This is a genomic window from Lyngbya sp. PCC 8106 (genome assembly GCF_000169095.1).
GTDB lineage: Bacteria > Cyanobacteriota > Cyanobacteriia > Cyanobacteriales > Microcoleaceae > Capilliphycus.
The window spans coordinates 115,684-139,290 of the sequence record NZ_AAVU01000007.1 but is presented as its reverse complement, the minus strand read 5'-3'; the positions used below and the strand labels follow the sequence as shown (position 1 = coordinate 139,290).

The 23,607-nt window shown below is 39.5% G+C and carries 18 protein-coding genes and 1 pseudogene; 6 read left to right on the top strand and 13 right to left on the bottom strand.

From position 1 onward, the window contains the following. Positions 1-200: 200 nt before the first annotated feature. The gene (locus L8106_RS07060; RefSeq protein WP_009783557.1) at positions 201-977 is read left to right on the top strand and encodes a hypothetical protein; all 777 of its coding nucleotides are present in this window, start codon (positions 201-203) and stop codon (positions 975-977) included. 116 nt (positions 978-1,093) lie between these two features. Here the strand turns inward: L8106_RS07060 and L8106_RS07055 are convergent, their stop codons facing one another. The 3 genes from L8106_RS07055 to L8106_RS07045 all read right to left on the bottom strand — a co-directional run bounded on the left by L8106_RS07055 (position 1,094) and on the right by L8106_RS07045 (position 8,039). Beyond that, positions 1,094-4,615: an AAA-like domain-containing protein gene (locus L8106_RS07055; RefSeq protein ID WP_009783556.1), complete on the bottom strand. Its 3,522-nt coding sequence runs from the start codon at positions 4,613-4,615 to the stop codon at positions 1,094-1,096. Continuing rightward, entirely contained in the window at positions 4,608-6,317 is a 1,710-nt protein-coding gene (locus L8106_RS07050) for an AAA-like domain-containing protein (protein WP_009783555.1), read from the bottom strand. Before L8106_RS07050 ends, L8106_RS07055 begins: the two co-directional genes overlap by 8 nt. A gap of 360 nt (positions 6,318-6,677) precedes the next feature. Then, complete coding sequence (locus L8106_RS07045) at positions 6,678-8,039, bottom strand: N-acetylmuramoyl-L-alanine amidase (RefSeq protein WP_009783554.1); 1,362 nt, start codon at positions 8,037-8,039, stop codon at positions 6,678-6,680. Positions 8,040-8,078: 39 nt separating this feature from the next. On the opposite strand from L8106_RS07045, the gene L8106_RS07040 reads away from it, so the two are divergent. Beyond that, positions 8,079-8,462 carry a VOC family protein gene (locus tag L8106_RS07040; protein WP_009783553.1) on the top strand — a complete coding sequence of 128 codons (384 nt, stop codon included), beginning with the start codon at positions 8,079-8,081 and terminating at the stop codon, positions 8,460-8,462. Here L8106_RS07040 and L8106_RS07035 read toward each other — a convergent pair. Further along, on the bottom strand, positions 8,459-8,758 hold the full coding sequence (locus L8106_RS07035; protein ID WP_039895640.1) for a hypothetical protein: 300 nt from the start codon (positions 8,756-8,758) through the stop codon (positions 8,459-8,461). The two genes, L8106_RS07040 and L8106_RS07035, sit on opposite strands and share 4 nt — an antisense overlap. A gap of 113 nt (positions 8,759-8,871) precedes the next feature. Next, on the bottom strand, positions 8,872-9,534 hold the full coding sequence (locus L8106_RS07030; RefSeq protein WP_009783551.1) for a phosphoribosyltransferase: 663 nt from the start codon (positions 9,532-9,534) through the stop codon (positions 8,872-8,874). A gap of 108 nt (positions 9,535-9,642) precedes the next feature. Between L8106_RS07030 and L8106_RS07025 the strand changes: the two genes are divergently transcribed. Beyond that, on the top strand, positions 9,643-10,374 hold the full coding sequence (locus L8106_RS07025; protein ID WP_009783550.1) for a uracil-DNA glycosylase family protein: 732 nt from the start codon (positions 9,643-9,645) through the stop codon (positions 10,372-10,374). Between the two features lie 12 nt (positions 10,375-10,386). Here the strand turns inward: L8106_RS07025 and L8106_RS07020 are convergent, their stop codons facing one another. From L8106_RS07020 to L8106_RS06985, 8 genes and pseudogenes are all read right to left on the bottom strand, one after another. After that, the gene (locus L8106_RS07020) at positions 10,387-12,666 is read right to left on the bottom strand and encodes a SulP family inorganic anion transporter (protein ID WP_009783549.1); all 2,280 of its coding nucleotides are present in this window, start codon (positions 12,664-12,666) and stop codon (positions 10,387-10,389) included. Positions 12,667-12,763: 97 nt separating this feature from the next. Further along, positions 12,764-13,606 carry a GNAT family N-acetyltransferase gene (locus L8106_RS07015; RefSeq protein WP_009783548.1) on the bottom strand — a complete coding sequence of 281 codons (843 nt, stop codon included), beginning with the start codon at positions 13,604-13,606 and terminating at the stop codon, positions 12,764-12,766. A gap of 28 nt (positions 13,607-13,634) precedes the next feature. Continuing rightward, positions 13,635-14,210 (bottom strand): 3'-5' exonuclease, encoded by a 576-nt coding sequence (locus L8106_RS07010; protein WP_009783547.1) that lies wholly within the window; start codon positions 14,208-14,210, stop codon positions 13,635-13,637. 104 nt (positions 14,211-14,314) lie between these two features. Continuing rightward, positions 14,315-14,769, bottom strand: a pseudogene (locus tag L8106_RS07005) (RNA 2'-phosphotransferase). 166 nt (positions 14,770-14,935) lie between these two features. Further along, positions 14,936-15,271: a hypothetical protein gene (locus L8106_RS07000; RefSeq protein WP_009783543.1), complete on the bottom strand. Its 336-nt coding sequence runs from the start codon at positions 15,269-15,271 to the stop codon at positions 14,936-14,938. 205 nt (positions 15,272-15,476) lie between these two features. Next, positions 15,477-15,815 carry a hypothetical protein gene (locus L8106_RS06995; RefSeq protein WP_009783542.1) on the bottom strand — a complete coding sequence of 113 codons (339 nt, stop codon included), beginning with the start codon at positions 15,813-15,815 and terminating at the stop codon, positions 15,477-15,479. A gap of 661 nt (positions 15,816-16,476) precedes the next feature. Then, on the bottom strand, positions 16,477-18,543 hold the full coding sequence (locus L8106_RS06990) for a prolyl oligopeptidase family protein (protein WP_009783541.1): 2,067 nt from the start codon (positions 18,541-18,543) through the stop codon (positions 16,477-16,479). Positions 18,544-18,595: 52 nt separating this feature from the next. Then, positions 18,596-19,471 carry a hypothetical protein gene (locus L8106_RS06985; protein ID WP_009783540.1) on the bottom strand — a complete coding sequence of 292 codons (876 nt, stop codon included), beginning with the start codon at positions 19,469-19,471 and terminating at the stop codon, positions 18,596-18,598. Positions 19,472-20,170: 699 nt separating this feature from the next. On the opposite strand from L8106_RS06985, the gene L8106_RS06980 reads away from it, so the two are divergent. From L8106_RS06980 to L8106_RS06970, 3 genes are all read left to right on the top strand, one after another. After that, the gene (locus L8106_RS06980) at positions 20,171-21,550 is read left to right on the top strand and encodes an ABC transporter substrate-binding protein (RefSeq protein WP_009783538.1); all 1,380 of its coding nucleotides are present in this window, start codon (positions 20,171-20,173) and stop codon (positions 21,548-21,550) included. A gap of 230 nt (positions 21,551-21,780) precedes the next feature. Beyond that, entirely contained in the window at positions 21,781-23,046 is a 1,266-nt protein-coding gene (locus tag L8106_RS06975) for an MFS transporter (RefSeq protein ID WP_009783537.1), read from the top strand. A 158-nt stretch (positions 23,047-23,204) separates the two neighbouring features. Beyond that, positions 23,205-23,564, top strand: a complete 360-nt coding sequence (locus L8106_RS06970; RefSeq protein WP_009783536.1) for a DUF760 domain-containing protein — start codon at positions 23,205-23,207, stop codon at positions 23,562-23,564. Positions 23,565-23,607: the final 43 nt, after the last annotated feature.

Below are 23,607 nucleotides of genomic sequence, written 5' to 3'. Positions count from 1 at the left end.
GTAACATCCAATTGTGAAATTGTCACAAGGAGGTTTCTATTTATTTTGGATGACAGCCTGGCGATTCTACTGTTTTCTGAGAGTAGCATCCAATTGTTCAATTGTCACAACTATGAAAGTCAGGGAACTGTCACATGATTTTATAGAAGTCCCCATTCGCCCAACATAATTAAGTCATCTGAATTTGCCAGCGTTTAACGATGAAAAACTCAATTAATTTTGCAGGTTTTACTGTAGGACTTTTTCTATTAGTTCTCTTTTGCTTCGGAATCTTGCAATGGTTGAATATTCCGACGGGGAACTTTTTAGACTGGGTAATTGGTGGCGCAACATTTTGGTGGTTATTGTTAATTGTAACGGTTCCTTGGAATATTCACTTTGATGCTAAGGAAGTGATCGCGGAGGCGGATGATTCTATCAAAAAAGAAATCAGAATTGACGAAAAACAGCTTAAATATGTTCAGCTTGTTGCCAGTCGTTCTCTGTGGGTTGCAATTGGATTACATCTCGTTTCTACTCTCGGACTTTATGCCTTAGCTTTAGCTGGAATTAGTGTTGTTGGTTATATCGGTTCGGGGGCGGCATTACTCTTAACTGTTTTGCGTCCATCGATTCGTGCTTATCAATATTTAGCCGCACGTTTGTCAATGGTTCGGCGAGAGTTTTCTTATCCGCGAGAGGATGTTGTTGAACTTCGCAATCGCTTTACAACACTTGAGTTTAAGGTAGAACAATTAACAAATATATTGGATACTAATAATCCCAATTCGTTTATCTCTCAACAAATCAGAAATTGGGAAGTTCAAACCAGAGATTTAGAGAATCTATCGGCTGATTTAAAACAGTTAAAATCAACGAATAAAGCTGAACATCAACAGTTATCTAGAGAGGCAGAAAATGCTATTTCTCAACTCACAACAGATAGCGAAATATTAAGTCATGCCCGAGAACTTGTCAGGTTTTTCAAAGAAGCTTAATAGTGTTTGACTTATAATCTGAAATCCCTAAGTGTTTGCTACAGATGATAGATGGGGAGGTCGGGAGATTTTGCCTTTTACCTTCTGTAGCATTATTGAGGGGTTGGGGAGAGGTTTCAATTTACATCATCACACAAAGAGCGATCGCGTTCTTGAACTTCCGAACTATTTTGAAGATAATCTTTAACAAAATTGCAAGCATAAGGGAGTTCATCCAACTTGAAAATTTCCTCTAAATTCCATAAAATAACAGTCTGATCCTCTCCACCAGAAGCAATAAATCGACCGTCGGGACTGAAAGCTACATCCCAAACATTACTCTCGTGAATTTTCAGTTTAACTATCTCAGTTCCATCTATTTTTAACACTTTCACCGAACCATCTCCACAACCCACTGCTAATGTTTGACCATCGGGACTAAAATTAACTGAAGATATTCCCCGACATTCTCCTTTAAAAGTTTGTAGGATTGTACCATCAAGTTTCCAGAGTTTCACTGTATCATCTAAACTCGCAGTGGCAATGATTTCAGCATCTGGGCTAATATCAAGTCCCCAAGCTGAATTATTATGACCGTTTAAGGTTTTCACCAGAGTACCGTCTGTTTTCCACAGTTTAGCCGTTCCATCTTCACTCAATGTTATAACCGTCTGATTATCGGGTGCAATTTTAACTCTATAAACCCGGGCTTTGTGTCCAATTAAAGTTGTAATTAAATCACCGTCTACATTCCATAACTTTGCAGTTTTATCATCGCTGCTAGATGCTAATATTTGACCATCATAACTCCAGGACAAATCCCAAATTTGACTGGAATGAGCGGGGAAAGAGTTAATCAGTTGACCCGATCTCCAAAACTCTATTGTACCGCCAATTTTTGCGATGGTGAGTAGATCTTCTAAACCCGAAGTATAATTTTGAGTTGATGAAAAACTAATTCTTCTTCCGTCTATTGTTTGTTGTAATTTCCCATCGGTTGACCATAATTTAACCGTATTACTAGAATTTGCCGATGCTAAAGTTTCACCATCCCGACTAAATTTGAGTTGCCAAATTGTTCCGGCGTTTCCGCTAAAAGCTTGATAAAAGGGATTTTTTGTTGTCCAAAACCGAATTGTATTATCATCACCACCCGAAATCAGGGTTCGATCATCTTCAGCAAATGCTACCGCTCGAATTGTAGATTGATGTCCTTTAAAAGTTTTTAATAGATTTCCCTCTGTTGTCCAGAGTCTTACCGTTTTATCCCCACTCACAGAAGCAATTTGATTTCCGTCTGAACTAATCTCAATTTCCATGACTTCACCTTGATGACCTTCTAAGGTTTTAATTAACTTGCCATCAGTTGTCCAAACTTTAATCGTATTATCCCCACTGGCGGAAACAATAATCGGATTATTTTGTCCGTTTGCATCTTTTAACCAAGCAAATTTGACATCCCAAACGGGTGCTTTGTGGGCTGCTATAGTTAGAATTTTTTGACCATTCAGCCTCCAAAGTTTAACTGTTCCATCCAGACTTGCCGAGGCAATCATATTTCCCTCTGGATGAAAGGCGACTCCCCAAATGGAAGTTAAATTTCCTGTAAAACTGTTGAGAAGTTTACCTTCTAAATTCCACAATTTAACGGTTGTATCTCCACTGGCTGAGGCAAACGTTTTACCATCCGGACTGATGCTAATATCCCAGATCGCACCTTGATGAGCCGAGAATTTTCTTAGCAGTTTTCCCCGAGCATTCCAAAGATAAATTGTACCGAGTGTAGTCGCAGAAACAAGGGTTTGACTGTCGGGACTAAAACTAAACGCAAAAACCGTACCATCGTGTTCTAAACGATTAAGTAACTGACCGTGACGATTCCAAAGTTTAATACTTCTATCGCTACTTCCTGTGGCGATAATTTCACCATCTGGACTCGTATCAACTCCAACAACCACACCCTGATGACTCAGCAAACGATTAAATTCTGCGGTTCCTAAAATAGTCTGGCGTAATGTGTCTGTCACATTTTTATCGAGATTAGATGGCGTTATTTTGAGGTTGTTTAATCGCCGTTTTGCTTTGATTGCCGTCACCAAACTCTTTAAGCGATTTTGAGAGGTAAACAGTCCTTCTGAGGAATCAATTAAGGCTTGAATTTCTTGAACTGTGGCTTGCTGTTCCCGTTGGATGGCTTGCTGGCGTTGATTAATTGCGATCAATCCTGAACCAACGGCGACCAAAAATCCTATACTTATGGAACCGAGCAAATAGCGTTGCAACTTGGCATTTTTACGCTCTTGTTTGAGTTGGGTTTCTATAATTTTAGCGCGTTCGGCTTCGTAGGCTTGCTGAGTTTTTTGACGCTCGCTTTCCTCGCTAGCCGCTAAGAATTGATAATCTAAATTGCTCAGACTTTTACCCGGCGCCCAAGTTCGAGCATCTCGCAACGCTTGTCCGCTCAATAAACGAGATTCATCAGTTTTTTCCGAAGCGATCCAAGCATCAAACGCCTGCGAATAGGGGCGCAAATTATGAAGCTGTTGGTTTACCCATTCGAGGTTAAAAACTCCGGCATAAATGGGATTGATAACTTGCAATTTGCCATTTTGTTTAATCACCAACCCGGACAACAATAACTCAATTTGTTCCCGGCTTTCATCGGAGTTAATATTTTTACCTTGCAAAATTTGCTGATAAATCCCTAAAATTCGTCCGACTTGCTGGCGATGGTATAACAGGCGATCGCGAATGGTTCTTAGGTGTTCGGGTTCGTCTTGAAATTCCCAACTTTCGAGAATCTGCGATCGCACAATTTCCGAAACAAAGCGCTCTGGACTAATATATTCTAGGGCTGATTCTGGATCTTTTATAGAGATTTCTTCTAATTTTCCTTGAACAAGATAACACAACTTTTGAGTTAAAAATGGTTGTCCATTTGTCCAGTAAAAAACCTCCGTTAAAATCGCTTTACTCTTGGTTTTAGAAACTGGAAATCCTTGAGCGAGAACCATAGATTGATTTAAACTCAAGTTCTCTAAATCAATAGCTTGTCCAATATTAAACGGGGTGCGAGTTTTGTCTCGAATTAAATCGGAAGGTGTAGCCACTCCAAACAAAGCAAAGGTAAGGCGATTATATTCAGAATTAACCGCCCGTTGGTTATAACAAAAACGAATTAAAGCAAACAAGTCATCAACCTGAAAATTTAGACTCAGAATGCTATCAATTTCATCGATAAAAATAACCAACTTTTCTTCGCTCAGTTGAGTCAATAAAACATCTTCAATAAAATGACTAAGTTGCTGTATGGGAGAGAAATCCGCTTGACTCTGCAACCAGGTTTTGAGAGTAGCGGGTTTGGGCAAATTAAATCCTCGCCAGAGTTCATAAATTATTCCTCTATACCATTGAATGGGTGTAACATCATTACTACCAATTCGGGTAATATCTAGAAAGGAGGAGCGAATATTTTCCTGTTGCAGTCGGTAACGAGTTTGACACAAAAGGGAAGATTTTCCCATTTGACGGGCGTTGAATACATAGCAAAATTCTCCCGCTTTTAGTGCTTGATAAAGCTCATGATCTGCGGGTCGAATCACATAGATTCCGATTCCAACTCTTAAGCTCCCTCCAACTTGATAAAAATTCTCACTCATTTAACCTGCTAAAAGTTTGACTGACTGTAATCCGATTGCGTCCTGTTCTCTTAGATTCATAGAGAGATCGATCAGCAGCTTCGACCAGATCTCGCCAATTAAAATCGGATGAAGGAATAATACTTGCTACTCCAATACTAACTGTTACAACGTCCTCTGGAAAGCAAATGATCTGAGAATTTTTAACGGTAATTTGTAAGGCTTTTATTTGTTTTTGAATACGTTGGGCGACTTGCACTCCGCCCTGATTGTTACTCATCGGGAGCAAAATTGCAAATTCTTCTCCCCCATAACGGGAAACCAAATCTGTTGAACGGTTAACACATTCTGTTAGGGCTTGAGCAATTTTTTGTAGACAAACATCTCCAGCCGGATGACCATAGAGATCGTTATAGACTTTGAAATAATCGATATCGACAAGAAGAAGTGATAAGGAATTATTTTGATGTCCTAATCGTTGCCATTCTTGTTCAATCATGTTGTTAAACCAACGACGATTAGCCAGTCCGGTTAATTCATCTGTTTCTGAGAGGCTTTTTAAGGTTAGATTTTGTTTTTCGAGTTGTCTGAGATGGTGAATTAATGGATGCTGATCAATGATGTCTAGTTTGTAAGTTCTAAAGTATTGTCGATAAAGTTGACAACTACAAATCACTTTATTACCGATGAGTGTGACTAGCCCTAGACTTTCTAACTGATAGGCTAAAATGGGATCGAGTGTAATTGCATCATCGATTTCAACGACGTATTGAAAAGCGGTGGCGAGTTCTTGATTTTGTTTTAAGTGGATTAAACAACGTCGTAGATGATCGCTATAAATCCCTGATAGTGTGACAGATTCTTCTATAAGATGAGCGAGTTTAACTTCTGGAGTCTCTGAATTAACTTCTATTTGCTTCACGAGATGATACAAAGCCAGTTGAGTTAAATAGGGATGTCCGTTTACCCATTCGTAGAGTTGATTAGTAATAGTTTCACTCAGAGTAGACGAGAATCCATAGCAGTGAACTAGGGCTTGGGTTTGTTGTAAATTTAAGGGGGTAAGTTGGAGAACTAAACCGACATTAAAGGGAGATTGATGGATCTTGAGAGGAATATAAATCTCGGTGGAATGACTCAAAATTAACCTGAGTTTTTGGATGCTTTCTTCTTGTTTTGCTTCTTCATACCAGGAACGCAACAACAGTAAAAAATCTTGGTAAATTTGTGGATGTTCAAATAAGCAATCAATTTCACTGATCACGAGTAATAGCGGAGTTTCTAGTTTTTCTAAAATATAGTTGTAGAGGTAAGCAGTACAACTAATTTTGCTGCCAATATCTTCATTCCAATAATCTTCAAGTTCGCATTCAAGTTGCAGTTGATAACTGAGAGTTTTACAAAACCACCGTAAAAAAGAGTTTAAGTTTGTTAAAATATTAGAATCGACTCGATGTAAATCTAGATGAACGATCCGATATCCTAAGCCTATTGCGTGAGTTTTAACCTGACCAATTAGGGAACTTTTGCCCATCTTTTTTGGGCTTTTGATTCGGAGTAAACATCCGGGTTGTTCAATCGCTTCTTTGGCTTGTTTTTCGAGAGGAGAACGCTCAATATATATTGTTGAGAAAGGAGGGATAGGGCCGCCGGGTTGTTCAGTCATGGGAGAATCTCGATGAACAGAACACATTACAGGTGACTGATGTTGAATTGAAGACATAAGTCTAAAAAAGGGTGGGTTATAAGTTTAATTTTTAATCTAGTAAGTCAATCTGGAGATGCTTATATATTCTTTATCTTAGTTCAATATTTACTCTACTATAACTTTACTTTTTTGCGATTAATCAAGAGGATTGATAATGAGTCAAAAACCCGATTGTTGTATGTTATAAATTTATACTCTAAAGTATACAAAAGTTATACCCTCAAATACACATAAATAATATTTGATATGAGCTTACAACAATTAATCATAGCATAATATATAAAAAAATGCAAGTTCAGTCAGTCTCTCCGGCGATTTTTGCCTCTCGATAGAGTTTTATTTTCAATCGCTTAATTTTTCAAGTCTAGAACTCAATTAGAGAACTCCAGAAACTTCATAAAGTCGTTGCATCAGGGCTAAAATTCGATTACCATATTGTAAATCATCTGACCAACGCCCACTTAATTGCAACACAGAAGGGGCAATTGCTCGGGTCACAAAATGAAATCTAGGATCGATAATATCTTGAACTAAAGGTTCGGTACTTGCATAAGCTTTTAAATGTTGAATATGCGCTCTAACTCCCAATCGAGGGGTTGCAAAAGAAGCCGTTGTTGATGCACCGCCAAGCGTTCCGAGTCCAGCAAAATTATTTTGAGCGGCTTTGACTTCGCCCCCAAATCGTAAAAACTCCGTTTCTAAACACATTTGACAAAAAGCAATATCATAATTAACGCCTTCGATATTAGCTTCTTCTTGGTAGATCAGAGCCAACTCTGGAAATTGATACAAACCCGTATTATTTTCAGACTTGATAAACGCAATCAGTTGTAATTCTGTCGTAATCCCATTGCTCATAATTCGATCAATTTTCTCAGCATAAACTCGGGAAAAAGACCGTAAAACAACAGTCCGAGTCGGATTATCCCAAGACACGGAGATGCCAAAATCTCGCAAATCTACAGCACGAACATAGACAATATTTTGATATCGAACTCGACGCACCCGAGCCAGTTGAGCAACATTAATTCCGAGACGATCCACTAAATCAATAGGAATATAAGAATTCCCTTGAATTAAAATCCCACCTTCCCCATAAGATTGACCATTAATTTTAATTCCAATTGAACCATAAACCATCACATTCGGTGGAACGGGAGGCGCAGGGATGACGTTTTCTCCTTGAATCCAACCGATGATTCCATCCGCAATTCCTTGAGCAATATCCTGTCGTCGAGATTGAATTAAACTTCGATCTTGAGAATTAGTCAAAAAACCAATTTCAACATATAAAGAAGGAATAATAATCCAGCGACAAAACATTAAACGCCCTAATCCAGTTGCAGTATCCGCTTTCGTTCCCCGACTGGGAAATTGAGGAACTCGCCGTAACAACGCCATTAAAAGCTGTTGAGCATCCCGTTGACGTTCGGCATTGTGAGCAATATAAAACACCGTTACGCCCCGTACACTGGGATTTGATGAGCCTCCCGCTTGCAATTCTAACGCGACATCACCCGGACGAGAATAATAGTTAATCCAGTCAACCGTTTCAACTTGACAGAGATCATCAGGAACCAAATATACCGTAAAATTCTGCGATCGCAATTCCGCAGCAGCCAAGTCGCGAATCCAAATCATTTCTTGGGCTTCGGTTGTTCCTCCTGCAATCACTCCCGGATCTCGGACTCCGTTTTCAAAGCCACCATGACCTGCGGATAAAAAGATTCGTCCCATCTGTACAATTTAAGCGTTAGGTTTAGCAATTTTGCCATTATGGTTGTACACTGCATTGAAGCCTTTGTCACGCTTGCGGCGACAGATCTCCAGATTTTAGTGGAGTTTTATCGTCAATTTTTGGGAATTGAACCTCAGTCGTACATCCCGAAAGTTTATGCAGAGTTTCAGCTTCCGGGTTTAAAATTAGGTATCTTTCAACCCAACTCGACTCAGGTTGAGGAGTTTGCAGATCAAGCCAAAACCGGAATGAGTCTGTGTTTGGAAGTGGCGAATTTGGATGGGGCGATCGCGGAGTTATCTCGCCTGGGATATCCACCCCCCGGAGAGATTTTAACCGCTTCTCATGGTCGAGAAATTTATGCCTATGACCCTGTGGGAAATCGTATCATACTACATCAGTCTTCCCGTCAAGATCTTTAAGCAACAGTCAGCATCAATTCAATGAACATAAACAGACTAATATACAGTAACAAAACAGCAAGCAGTGGAGCGATGTTAAAATGGGTCGAAGGAATGATTGCTTCTCGGACTAACATCGAGGTCGAGGAACCCGCAACATAACTCAAACACAGCACTAAATAGGGTATCTCTCCGGTTAAACTCCAAAATCCGAGTAAGATAATGGCTAATATTAACATGATCACCTCGATAAATTGAGGCTGATTGTATTGAGTCGAGAGTACCAGGGTTTGCCAGCAATATTGCCAAAGTCTCATGACCAGTTTATTTGTAAGTTCGCTCTTGAAATATCATACAAAATCGGGAACGATGAATTATGAATTTTCCCTGTGACCTTTTCACGAGTCACTGTAACAACGGGTTACTGAATCTAAAGCCATTCGGTTTGACGTTGTAAATAAGCGATCGCGGTTTGGGTTTCAACTTGAGGAAAATCTCGATAAAACCGACTGACGCTGAAAAATATTCGGGGTAATTTTAAAATAATTAAGCGATCGCACCATTGTTTTAGGGGTTCTTGTAAGTCTCGGGGGGCAACAGGTACACCGATCCAAATTTCACTGGGGTTTTTGGATTTGAGAAATCTAACCGCTACAGCCATTGTTAACCCGGTGGCAATCCCATCATCAATGATAATTGCTAATGCGTTCTGAGGGTTGGTTTTCAAGCCATTGGGCGCCAGTTGGGCGAGTTGATCGAGGGCTTTACCGTGGGCTTGATGTAAGAGGGTTTGCTGGAGTTCAAAATTTGCCGGGCGATGTTTAGAAGACCAAAGTACATATCCCTCTGCGGTGACAGCACCTAAAGCGAGTTCAGGGTTATCGGGATGGGTGATTTTTTTGGCAACGATCACATCTAACGGACAGTTGAGACGACGGGCTACAGGTTCAGCAACGGGTAAACCGCCTCTAGGAAGGGCGTAGACGATGATGCGATCGCGGTGTTGGGGGTGTCGAGCAATTTGTCGCTCAATGGCTTTAGCGAGTTCTATACCTGCCTGTGTGCGATCTTTAAAAGGAGGGGTTGAGAACATAACGGGCGATCATTATCTTCTTTATCTTGACCGTCAAACTTGAGAGTTGCAACTCAATCAGTCTAGACTAAATAAAGTTTCTGTCGTGTGACTTCAGCTTTTAAATTCATGTCTGGCGATCAACAACTTAATTTATTTGACTTTGACGAGTCGGGTGCTACTCCAACTCCATCTCATTTTAATCGGGATCAAATTCCCCAAGATGTTCAGGTTCAAATTCCTCCTGAAACTTACCAAAATTTAGATGAAATTGCGGATCATTGTAATCAATGTCATCGGTGTGTTTTGGGAAATAATCGAACTCATGCGGTGATTGGTCGCGGAAATCTCCAAGCGGCTATTATGATTATTGGAGAAGCACCGGGTAAAAATGAAGATGAACAGGGTTTACCGTTTGTGGGAAGATCGGGTCAACTCTTAGATAAAATTTTAGAATCTGTGGGGTTGAGTACCGAACGAGAGGTTTATATTTCTAATGCGATTCGTTGTCGTCCACCCGAAAATCGAACTCCCACGGCTGCCGAAATAGAGGCTTGTAAACCTTATTTATTAGAACAAATTCGCTTAGTTGATCCGCAGATTATTTTGTTGACGGGAGCGACTGCGGTCAAGTCGTTGTTAGCAGAAAAGCAAGGAATTACTAAAATTCGGGGTGAGTGGCGACAATGGGAAGGACGCTTATGTATGCCGATTTTTCATCCCGCTTATTTACTGCGAAATCCTTCTCTGGAACCCGGAAAACCCAAATGGTTAATGTGGGAAGATATTAAAAAAGTTCGCAATAAGTATGATGAATTTATGCAACAACAAGACTCAAAATCAGTTCAAAATAAAACTTAATACCTGTTTAAATTATTGTAAAAGGTTTTGCAGTTCTTGGGATCGCTGCTTTAATCGTTCAGCCAGTAACTTCACAATAAACTTATGAAACTCACTGGCGAGTTGAGACTGTTCAGCTTCCATTTGTTCAAAGGCTTGAGTTGAGAGATAATAAAGACGACTGGGTTGATCGGCAATAATTGAAGCCGTTCGGGGTACATTCATGTAATGACCAATTTCTCCTAAAATCGTTCCACTATAGTAAGTTTGTACCCGTTTCATTTGACCCGTTGGTAGCTCAAAAATTACGCTGACTTGACCTGTTTCAACGAAGTATAAGCCATCTGCTAGATCTCCAGTTCTAAAGATAAATTCATCCGGGGAAATTTGTAATAATTTTAGGTATTTCATCAGCATGATAACCTGTTGAGAGTCGGGAAAAAAGCTTTGTAACTGTTCACTTAGAGGCTGGAAGTTAAGTTTATTGAGATGATAAATTTCTAGAATTTGGTCTTCACACCATTCTAACCCTCGATCTAAGTCGGGGAAAACTGTTAACAAAGAATTCTCTGCTTCTAAAACGCCTCCTTGTTGAAGTAACTTTTCCGCTTGAGAATTGAGATTTGTTAAAACTAGATTGAACTGTTCTTTGCGAGAAAGTTGTTTGAGTTTTGTAAAACTAAGCACCGCAGAAGAATCAAGTCCGTTAACAAAACGAAAATCTAACACCACAAACTGTAAGGGAGGATCTTGATTTTGACTTAATAAAGTTCGGACTTGATTGAGTAACTTATTTGAAGTTCCAAAGAAGATAAATCCTTGTAGTTCAAGAATATAAATTTGCTTTCCTTGCTTTTGGAGTAAGTGTTCTTGATTTGGAGAACGTTGAACATAACTTTTCCGATTGACTCCAGAAAAAGTATGTTTTGTTACCTCAATCTGACTATATTTAATAGCAAATAAAATCACCGCTACAACTAAACCCACTAGCACACCTTCTAAAATCTCAAATGTACTGATCACCAATAAAATTAAAACGACTAAAAAGTAGTCACTTCGCGGAAGTTCAATCCAGGAATCATATAACCATTCAACTAAAAAATTCAGCCCTAATAATAGCAAAAATCCGCCTAAAACAACTTTAGGAAAAAAGGGTAATAGGGAAGTTCCTGAAACTAACATAATCCCAAAAACCCCAGCAGCAGTTAGTCCAACTAAGCGACGAGTTGCTCCCATTTTTGAGGCTAATCTTCCTAAAGAAGTCAAATGACAACCCACTAAGCCTCCACCCAAACTCGAAGCTAAATTCGCAATTCCTGCGGCTTGTAATTCTCGGTTGAGGTCAATTTCTCGGTTGGTAATTAACTCCATACTACTCGCTGTTAGGAGTAATTCTAGGGTTGTAATCACAATAATTGCACCCATGCTACCCACTTGATCAAAAATCAGTGACCAATTTGCTGTTTTGATTTCTCTTAAGCCCAACAGTTGCCAAGAATTTCCTTCTGGAAATGGCCCTAACAGCCAACCTTGAGCAGTCGCTTCCGCTAATGAGGTATGAGTTATCGCTAATACCAAATAAAACAAAGTAACTGCAAAAATTAGGCTCAAAGGTAAAATCAAAAAATGTTTATAGCGACGAGAAATCAAGAGTAAAACAATCGCAAAGATTAATCCAGGTAGCCAACGCAACAGTAAATTAGAGTGAAATAAAATGGGGAGTTTAGAAAAGCTAATTTCAATTCCTGTTGTGACTTCAATTCCTCCTTTAAATAGCAGCCAACCCACACCTGCAAGAAAACCCCCAACAACTGGATAAGGAATATATCGAATGAGTTGACCTGCTTTTAATCGTCCTAAAATGAGTAGAGAAATTCCAGTTAATAGAGAAGTTAAAGCAATTGTACAAAGAGCCGTTGATAGTAACACATTTAAGGATGCTTCTTCGGGAATATTTTTTTCAATGTCAGCAACCATTAATGCTAAAATTGGGACAGCAGCCGGGAGAGGAATAGCAATCATTCCCGCAGAAGAAGAACTTAAAATAGCGACAATTGAACATAACAATGCTGCACTAAAAAAGGTAATTCCAATTCCTCGTGTGAGAAAATTAGCAAGTTGTTCAGAAAAGATTAATGCCGCGTAGGAAACACACATTGTTACCCCAATAATTCCAACAACTAAACCTGCTATTAGATTAGAGACAAGTTGTTGAAAAGAAAGTTCTTCTTGGGGTTGAGAGCGAAAAGTTTGCTCGCTTTCGGAATTTAAAACTTGATTTTTGGTTTGAGCAGAAGTAGATTTAGGTGTCATTTTATAATCAGTTGATGTTAAGATAAAACGATCTTTGAAAGTTGATTAATAAGCTTATAGATATCTTCCCTATTTTTGAGGAAATTAAAATCTAAAATTAAATCGCATCAAATTGATAAATATTCCAGTCGCAAACGGGTTTATATCCAATGTTTTTATAAATATGATTAGATGTGGAATTTGCTAAATCTGTGTACAGATAACAAGTCTGATTTCCTTGATCAAGTAATTGCTGGCTGAGACTCGCAACACAAGCACTTGCATAACCTTTTTTTCGATATTCTGGAGGAGTATAAACTAGCCCTATTCTGCTAGAATTTTGTGTAGCTTTAGTGGCTAAAGACATAGAAACAGGAACTTCATTTTTCCAAAGATAAATATGATTTTGACCTAAATGATAGTTAACAGTTTTTTCAATACTCGTGGGTTCAGAAGGTGCCGCTTCTTGAATAAATTCCTCATACCAATTGAAGAGTAAAGCGCGATCATTTTCTGTTGCTAAACGCAGAAAACCGCTAACCTTTGGGATGGGTTCAACCTGTTTGAGTTGATGAATTCTCAAGTGCATTTCTATTTCATAAGCTTGATGAGTTAAGTTATGCCATTGTTGAGCAAAAATTTCAGTTTCAGTTGTTAAACCACTAACTCCCGGTAATGATATTTTATTCTGATATAAATCTTGAGCGATCATTTCAATAGCCGCGAAGTTTTCAACTTTTGAAAGCAGAAAATTATAGGGAGGAGTTATCATGGCAATCGCTACAATTTTATCTTCTTCTTCTACCGTTGCTAAATAGGGTTGATTCCCATATCTATCAGGTGAATGTATTAAGGCTTGACTAATTCCTAATAATAGATTATGTTCAGCTTCATAGCGCAGTAAATATTCTTTAGCTTGTTGATAAAATAATTTAGGAGCGTCAAAATTATTGATTTTCATGGTTATCTTTTCACTCAGAGTTTACAACTTAATGCTCTAGCTTTTTAACACCTAAAATATAAGGCATGAGTTTAGCAATATTGCGAGTATCATCAATTCCTCGGTGATGGGTTCCTTCTAAGGGAATATTTGCCAATTTTAAAGCGTCTGCCATCCCATAACGTCCTTTTAAGCCTTGACTTGTGCTAAACATTTTTTTCAGATTAATATGAGGATAACCTATCGGAAAAGACACATGATGAAATTGACTATCTTGGTCAAATTGTCGTCGGTCATAGTCTCCCCAAGAACCCCAAATTAAATGAGAATCTGAATATTGAGATAACCAATTTTTTAGATTTTTAATGGCTTCTGGATAGTGAGGTGCTTGCTCGACTTGAGCTTGAGTAATAGACGTTAATTGCTGACAAAATTTAGTTAAAATTGGATGACGAATGGGTTTAATAAAAGTCTGAAATTCGTTAACGGAAGTCAGTTTTTTTGTCTCCACCATTACCGCCCCAATTTCGATAATTTCCATCTCTGAACGCAGAATGGTATGTTGATCACAACAAGTCGCTTCTAGATCTATAATCAAGCAGTAATTATAGTGTTGAATATTCATTTTTTTGGCTCTCAGTTTAGAGGGGTTAAGTATTTTACTGGGACTTGTTCCACCAACCAAACGCCATTCTTAGAACAATAAAAGGTGTAATCGTCTTGAACCATTTAAGCTGCATTCACTTGAAAAATAATAGGACGACTCTTTCGCCTTCCAACTCCTGTTGCTGTGGTGATATCAGTAGATAAATGAACGTGATGATGAGACATTTTTAGCAACCCAAATTGCAACATTGCATCAATGGCTTTTTCACTGTTCCGTGATCAAGAATATCGGACGGAATTCTCGCTTTTAACTGTAAATCGACATCAATACTATGACCTTGATTCGCACGAACACGAGTTTTTGTTTCATCAAAGGAAAATCGTTGCTGATCATTTTTAATCACGACTTCTTCGAGTTCGACCCGACTCAGAGGAAATTGATGATGTTGACAAGCTGCTAAAAGTTTATCAACATTAACCCAACCTCCAGGCGCTAATTTTAGTCCTAGACGTTCGGGTTGATGTCGTAAGTGTTTGCTCAAATATTGACTAATTTTGACCAAACGCTGAGGATTCATTGTCAAGTTTTGTCTGAAAAGAGTCACAATTAGGGGATGAAAAGAGTTGAGGTGGAAATCCCTTGAAATCAGTTAACGTGATGAATTTTAATTCATTCTATCCCCGAAATCAATCTCGGGTTATCGTTTTTGAAGTCTTGGGAAACCACCTCATTGAGTGGCTTGATTAATCCTCAGATTCAAAGACTGTTTGACTGGGGTTAATCAATGACTCTAGTTGAGCTTTTGATAACGATTGAATTGGATAAGCAACTGCAACAATCTCAGAAATTTTAATCAACCAAACTGTGCGTTCGTATGGCTCATCTTCCCAACCTTCTTCTTCAGAGGGAATATACAGATTAACGAGTTCTAAAAAATCCTCATCAAGAGCAGAGGGAATACCAAAAAATCTGCCACAAGATGATACGACCTGCACTTCATTCCCCTGTTGGAGAGCCTCCTCTAGTCGTTGATAGAGAAGATTGGGTTTTGGGTTGACCTTCTGTGAGAAATTGCTCACTGTTTAACTTGCCTCAGATCAGCATATGGAACGACTATCTGTATTATATTACATATATAATACATTTTTAAACTAAAGTCAAGATTCATGTATATTATCTCATAAATTTCTTTAAATGTTTCATAATTAATTCTAAATTTTAGACGACCCATTGGGCCGTCTGGCTTGGGTAAAATAAAATAGAGTGTTGACGTGACGTTAATCTTTAGTCTTCATCAAGTGCCGGAAATGCTTCTTCTAACATCCACAATTCATTTTTATTTTCGATGAACCAACTTCGGGTTTCCGGGGTCAACTGTTCCCAAACTTCTTCCATCGGTAAATGAGGAGAAGCATAGCGATATTTATCTCCTAAAAGTTTAAGATTTTTTTCAACTTCAATCGGAATACCGAATGCTTGCCAATCTGCATTAACAACTCGACCTGTAATTCCTCCACAAGGATCAAAAATGATTTGTGCGACTCGAATCAGATCCGCAAAATGCCTCTGTCGGAGTCCGGTTTGTTCCTGAATGGTTTGAGTTTTGGGGTTACTTTGGGTCATTTTTCTCTGTTGTGTGTGGCGTGGTGTCCTCTTTATTTTACAATGTACTTTCCTCCTAAACTCACTTTGTCTTAAGATATTTTTTATAAACTGGATAACTAAGTCAGCATTTCTTCGCTATATTTTACAGTTTGACAAAAAAAATTGTTTTTATGTAAATTTTCGTAAATCTAATGTTAATGGATATTCAGGATTCCATGATCAAGGTTCTAAATCAATTGTTACCGATAGATGACATTGAGAAAATCGTTCAACGCTGCGAGATATAGCTTCTTGGTGATTGACGGAAAAGGTTTTATCCATTATACCACCATTAGATTAACTTTTATTGACATCTTGAACGAGAGTCAAAGAAATCAACTTGTTTCAGATTTTGCCCGGCTTTAATCGTTGTTAACCGTTTGAGGGAACACAGTTCATACACTTCTAAAATAATCAAGAATTCAGAAATTAACTTATTGTTAATAGTTTATCATAGTTTTCACAAAATTAACCAAACTTTAAGCTAAACTTAATCTTCGACATCTTAGAGTTAATAAACCACTTCATATTCACAAGATTTAGGGTTGAACTTGACGACATTCTACTTAAATGATACCGATTCAATTCACTTCATTTGAAGGTAAAAGCCGCCGCCCTCAACCCTAAAAAACTCAATCGCTTAAAACGTAGGATTCATCTCAAATACTCTCACCAAAAAAGCAAATCCATCTGCTAATTCTTCAATAATTTTTGCCGTTGGTTTACCCGCACCATGTCCGGCTTTTGTTTCAATCCGAATTAACACCGGATTATCTCCCACATGAACGGCTTGTAACGCTGCTGCAAACTTAAAACTATGTGCTGGAACTACTCGGTCATCATGATCAGCCGTTGTAATTAAAGTTGCCGGATAAGCCGTTTCAGGTTTCAAATTATGCAAGGGAGAATAAGCATAAATTGCCTGAAAATCTTCGGCATTATCCGGTGAACCATAGTCTGAACACCAAGCCCAACCAATCGTAAACTTATGAAAACGTAACATATCCATCACCCCCACAGCAGGTAAAGCCGCCCCAAACAAATCTGGGCGTTGAGTCATACAAGCCCCCACTAATAAACCGCCATTACTTCCACCAGAAATCGCTAATTTTTGCGAACAAGTATATTTATTTTTAATCAACCATTCCGCCGCTGCAATGAAGTCATCAAAGACATTTTGTTTATTGTGTTTTGTACCCGCTTGATGCCATTCTTCCCCATATTCACCGCCGCCTCTGAGGTTAGGAATCGCATAAACTCCCCCCATTTCCAACCAAGCAATACGACTAATAGAAAAATTAGGGGTTAAAGAAGCACTAAATCCCCCATAGCCATACAAAACTGTCGGATTATTCCCCTCAAGTGATAAGCCTTTTTTATAAGTAATAAACATGGGAATTTGAGTCCCGTCTTTACTTGGATAAAAAATTTGTTGGGTTTCATAATTTTCGGGGTTAAAATCAACTTCGGGCTGACGATACAGACGGCTTTCTCCTGTTACCATATCATAACGATAAATCGTCGTTGGCGTGGTAAAGCTGGTATAAGCATAAAAAGTTTCGGTGTCGTCAGGTTTACCGCTAAATCCTCCCGCCGAACCAATTCCCGGTAATTCGACTTCTCGCACAAAAGAACCATCAAGATTTAAGATTTTAATTTGAGTGTGAGCATCTTTGAGATAAAAAGCCACAAACTGATGATTGAGAATATTAATTCCTCGCAGAGTATCTTCAATTTCTGGGATGATTTCGGTTCGATCTCCACTGTGAATATCGAGGGAAATTACCTTCCCTTTCGGAGCATTTAAGTCCGTTTGAAACCAAAATTTTGTATCTTGATAATCAATGAAATTATATTCAGCTTCAAATTCGCTGATCAGTTCAATCACAGGTGCATCAGATTGAGTTAAATCTTTGTAGAAAACTAGATTTTTAGGATCAGTTCCCTGCCAAACCGAAATAATCAAATATTTGCCATCTTCTGTGACTGAACCACTAAAACCCCATTCTTTTTGATCTGAACGTTCGTAGATTAAAAGATCTTCAGATTGAGGTGTACCTAAACGATGATAAAATAACTTTTGATAGTAGTTGGTATCTTCAAGTTTGGTGTTTTCATTCGGTTCGTTATAACGACTGTAGAAAAAGCCTTGATGATCGTGTGTCCAAGACGCTCCTGAAAATTTAACCCACTTTAAATGATCGTCGAGATCTTGTTTGGTATTAACATCTCGAACTTTCCACTCTTGCCAGTCTGAACCCGATGTCGAAATTCCATAAGCCATCAAATTTCCATCTTCACTAATGGAAACCCCAGACAACGCAACGGTACCATCTTCAGATAATGTATTGGGGTCTAGCAAAACCTCGGGCTGACCTTCCAAATCATCTAAAACATACAACACACTTTGATTTTGCAAACCGTCATTTTTATAATAAAAATAGCGATTACCCTGTTTATAAGGCGTGCTATATTTAGCAAAGTCCCAAAGTTTAGTTAGGCGTTGTTTCAGCTTTTCTCGGGCAGGAATTTGTTGGAGATAACCAAATGTAATCTCATTTTGTGCTTGAATCCAGGCTTTTGTTTCTTCAGAGTTGGGATCTTCTAGCCAACGATAGGGATCAGCAACTTTCACCCCATGATAATCATCAACGTGATCCCCTTTGCGAGTGGTTGGATAAGTTAAAGAAGATTTAGAGTCTAGCATAATTTTACGTCTTTAGATAACAGTTTAGGTTGAGTATTGTGCAAAGAAAAATTTAGTGAAGGTCTGATTTTTTTGTCCCTTCAGGCATCGCCGCAGGTCGAGTATAGGGCATAGGAATATATTGTACAGTTGGACGGTTTCCTCGCGATTGAGGATACAAATCCATCAAATAATAAATTGATTTTGGTAATCCCGGTGTTACAGGTAATCCCAATTTTGCTGCTTCTTCTGCCATAATCGGACAATCATGGGTAATGCGACCTGTCGTTAAGGCATTAATCACCCCATCAATGCGACTGGGATCAATTTTTTGTTGGGGAATATTATCTTCGAGCAAAGTTCTTACAAAGTCTTGAACTTGACGAATTGCTTTCCGAGAAATATCCGCCATAATCAAAGTTTGATCGTCAATTTCACTAATCGGTTTATCTTCAAGAACTTTTAAGATACTTGCTGCCGGAAAATTACCTAACTGGGGATCAATCGGGCCTAATACGGCGTTTTCATCCATGACAATCTCATCAGAAGCCAAAGCTAACATCGTCCCTCCACTCATGGCATAATGAGGCACAAACACGGTGACTTTAGCCTGATGACGAATGAGAGCATGAGCAATTTGTTCAGTCGCTAACACCAAACCGCCCGGAGTATGCAAAATTAAATCAATTGGAACATCAGAAGGAGTGAGGCGAATAGCTCTGAGTACCTGTTCTGAGTCCTCGATGCTGATATAACGAGAGAGCGGAATTCCGAACAAGCTAATCGACTCTTGACGATGAATCAGCAGGATAACCCGACTGTTTCGCTTTTGTTCAAATTCTCGAATCGCTTTGATCCGACGCGACTCCATTGAACGTTTCTGAATTACAGGTTGCAAAGAGCTGATCAGCAGAAAAATCCAGAACAGATCGAAAAGACTAAAATTCATAGCAACCCTTGTTTTGGCATCTGATTCCCCATTTTGCCATCCTTTGAGTCTAGGGAATTATAACATCTACGATCCTCAATTGTGACAATTTGATCACTTGCACAACCATGATGATCACTCAATAGGGGGTCTGTTACCTTAGGACTAATAACACCCATAACACCCCCTATGTACCGCTCTGGCTTCAGGAGCGGTGTTTTTTTGGCATAATATCAGCTTAGTTAACCTCAACACCCTAAAAATATTGTGACAATTTGTCAACTAGCACAAGCTTGAGACTCAGACCCAATTCGACTCTGCTACTCTAGTAGCCGTAACACCCATAACACCCCCTATGCACCGCTCTCGCTTCAGGAGTGGTGTTTTTTCTGAGAATTAGTGGCACTTTTAAAACCGGATGCGGTCTCAAAGACTAACAAGCAAGGCGATGTAGCGAATATTTCTCTGAGAATACCCAGAATTGAGCCAAAACTTATTTAGATCAACTATATAACAGATCATTCGACCATATCAAGTTAATTTGATGATCAATCGCTGGACACCGGAGACAAAAGTCTCAGACTAATCATATTTGCACTGTTCCTCTGGTTATTTTGCTCAAAATGGAGTGTAACTTTATAGAACAGCTTGGGTCTAACAGTCTAACTGTGTTGCTCTTTATTTTCCAAATAGCTAAAGTCTAGTCAGGAGGAAATCAAAATGTGGGAAGCTCAAATTTATAGAGTGATTATTCAAGTTGACAAAATTTGGTGTTCTTGCGGTCAGTACCGTCGTGCATTCAGCAATGCAGGTTTGTTGGTGAGTCTATCGGTCTTGACAGTTGCTTGTAGTGCCGGAACGGCGGAAAATCAAAACCAACAAACCCAGAGCAATCCCCCCTCCCAGGGAAGTGTGACGATATTAGGGGCAATGACAGGCCCCCAACAACAAAAGCTAGAAGCTGCATTGACCCCTTTTGTCGAAAAAACAGGGATCGAAGTCATTTATCAGGGAACAGAAGCCTTTAGCACCCTGCTTCCCGTGCGGGTTGAAGCGGGAAATGCACCCGATATTGCGATGTTTCCTCAACCCGGTTTGATGGCAGACTTTGCTAAAAAAGACTTACTCGTTCCCCTCGAAACCGTCATTGATAGAGAAGATCTCACTCAAGCTTTTTCAAACGACTGGCTCACTTTGGGTACTGTGAATGGCAAAATCTACGGAATTTGGTACAGAGCCTCCGTTAAAAGTTTAGTCTGGTATAATCCGAAAGCCTTTCAAGCCGCAGGATACACCGTCCCGAAAACCTGGGATGAACTCGTCGATCTCTCTGATCAAATTGTCGCTGATAGTCGTGTTCCTTGGTGTTTGGGAATCCAAAGCGGAGATGCAACCGGATGGGTCGGTACCGATTGGATTGAAGATATTGTCCTGCGAACTTCTGGCCCAGAAGTTTATGATCAGTGGGTTCAACACAAAATCCCGTTTAATTCTCCGCCGATTAAAGAAGCCTTTGAAAGGTTTGGTCAAATCGCCCTCAATCCTAAATATGTTGTTGGCGGCACCATTGGCATTATTAATATTCCCTTTGGTGTGTCTCCCAACGGTTTATTTACAGATCCACCTGAGTGTTATCTGCACCGTCAAGCCAGTTTTATTAGTAGTTTTTTCCCGGAAGGTGTGGTACTGGGTCAAAATGTGGATATTTTTCCGTTACCTCCGATTAACGAAGAATTGGGCTTACCTATTTTAGTCGGCGGCGATGTTGTTGCCATGTTCAACGATACACCCCAAGCTCGGAAATTAATGCAATATTTAGCCTCTATTCAACCTCACGAAATTTCGGCGGCAATGGGAGGCTATATTTCTCCCCATCGTGGGGTGAGTTTGGATGTTTATCCCGATGCCGTCAGTCGCCAACAAGCTGAAATTTTATTAAATGCCGATTTAATTCGCTTTGATGCTTCAGATGTCATGTCCGGAGCAGTGGGGACTGGAACGTTTTGGCTCGGAATTATTAATTATATTGACGGTCAAGACGTTGATACGGTGTTACTTGATATTGACAAAAGTTGGCCTGAAAAACAAACCGAAAATTAGATAAAAAGATCCACTTAAAATTGAGGAAATATTCACATTTTATATTCCTCAATCCTGATCTTTTTAAAATTGATTCTCGATCATCACGCTGAAAAAATCAAAAAAGTTTGATATACTTTGACCTGCCAATTTTTAATAAATTGTTACACAATAGAAAGAGTATCCGATATTTTGATCACACTAACAGCTTGGTCAGACATCGATGTTGAGCATTCCGAGGAATCAATATTTTGAACGTTTTTTCAACTCTAGACCCCAAGCGACGGCGTAGCCTATTACTTCTGTTTATTGCAGGTTTGTGTTTTTGGTCAAGCACCACCAGTTTACTCCCCACTCTACCCCTCTACATTCAAGCCCTCGGTGGCACCAATCGACAAGTGGGTTTAGTGATGGGGGCTTTTGCTATCGGACTCTTACCCTCCCGGTTTGGACTTGGCCCCCTTGCTGACAGCAAAGGTCGCAAACTCGTTTTACTGATTGGCACCACCGTTGTCACACTAGCCCCGTTGGGCTACTTATGGGTCACTTCAATTCCCTCAATGGCAGTAATTCGGGCTTTTCATGGGGTTAGTCTTGCCGCCTTTACCATTGGTTACAGTGCCTTAGTCGCCGATATTGCCCCCATTGACCGTCGAGGCGAAGTCATTGGTTATATGAGTCTCGTCACACCTATAGGGATGGCAATTGGCCCGGCTTTTGGAGGTTTTGTACAAGCAGGCTTGGGATACAATTTTCTATTTTTATCGAGTGCAACTTTTGGACTTCTTGCCGGACTGGGTATTTCTCAAGTTTGGGAACCCACTCGCCCTAAACCCACTTTAGACAACATTGACCTCATCTCTGTAACGCCCAAGATTCGCCTACAAAAACTATTTCGCTACTTCAAATTAATCGGAAGTCCGGCATTACGAACTCCTGCTTTTGTCATGGCAATCGTCGGTCTAATCTTTGGCAGTTTAGTCACTTTTTTACCCCTTTATCTGGCTGAATCTAACCTAGAATTAAATGCTGGATTATTTTATTCTACCGCAGCGATCGCTAGTTTTAGCTCTCGTTTATTCGTGGGTCGCGCTTCAGACCGATATGGTCGAGGTATGTTTATCACGATTGCTTTGATCTTGTATCTGATCTCAATGCTGCTTTTAGGAACCGCAAATCATCACTCTGAAATTCTCCTAGCAGCGGCTTTAGAAGGGGCAGGTGCCGGAATTCTCATTCCCACCGTGATCACCTTAGTTACAGACCGTTGTTCGGCGGATGAACGGGGTCAATTTTTCTCGCTGTGTATTGGGGGATTTGATATCGGAATTGCACTGGCTGGCCCGGTATTTGGTTGGGTTGCTGAACAAGTTGGTTACTCGAATATGTATCTTTTAGATGCCGGATTAGCACTACTCGGTTTAATCATATTTATCACCCAGTCTAGCCGCAATATTCCCGACTCCATTAAATTTGCACTCGGAAAAGCAGAAGATATTTATATATTCAAAAGCTAATCCTAAAGTTGAATTGACCTGACCAATTTATCGGACAACCTGACAGGCTGTGAAATCCGAAAATAAATGTTCGGTTACACTCACTAAACTCTCATCCTTAGTCTTCTACACTAGCAAATAGATAGAAAGTTTAGAGAAAGTCATAGAGGAAAAATCACATGAATAATCAATCTCAATTTACTCAAAACGGATTCCACCCCAACTCTAGCCATCAGAATGTCCTCTCCGAGTATATTCAATCCCTCGATACTGAATCAATCTCTCAACTGTCTAAGCCGAATTCTGAAGTTCGTCAATTGATGGAATCTCATCTCAACGGCATATTAGGGAACTTACCCCCCCAACATTTTGATGTCTCTATTACCACCAGTCGTGAAAATTTAGGACAACTCTTAGCCGCAGCGATGTTAAATGGTTATTTCTTGCATAGTGCTTCTCAACGCATGAATTTAGAACGCTCTTTGCCGACTTCACTCCTTCATCAAGATCAGTCCTCAGAAGCAAAAGACAATCACTAATTTACAGCCAGCTTAAACGCTTGTCAAAATAACGGTCTGGGGT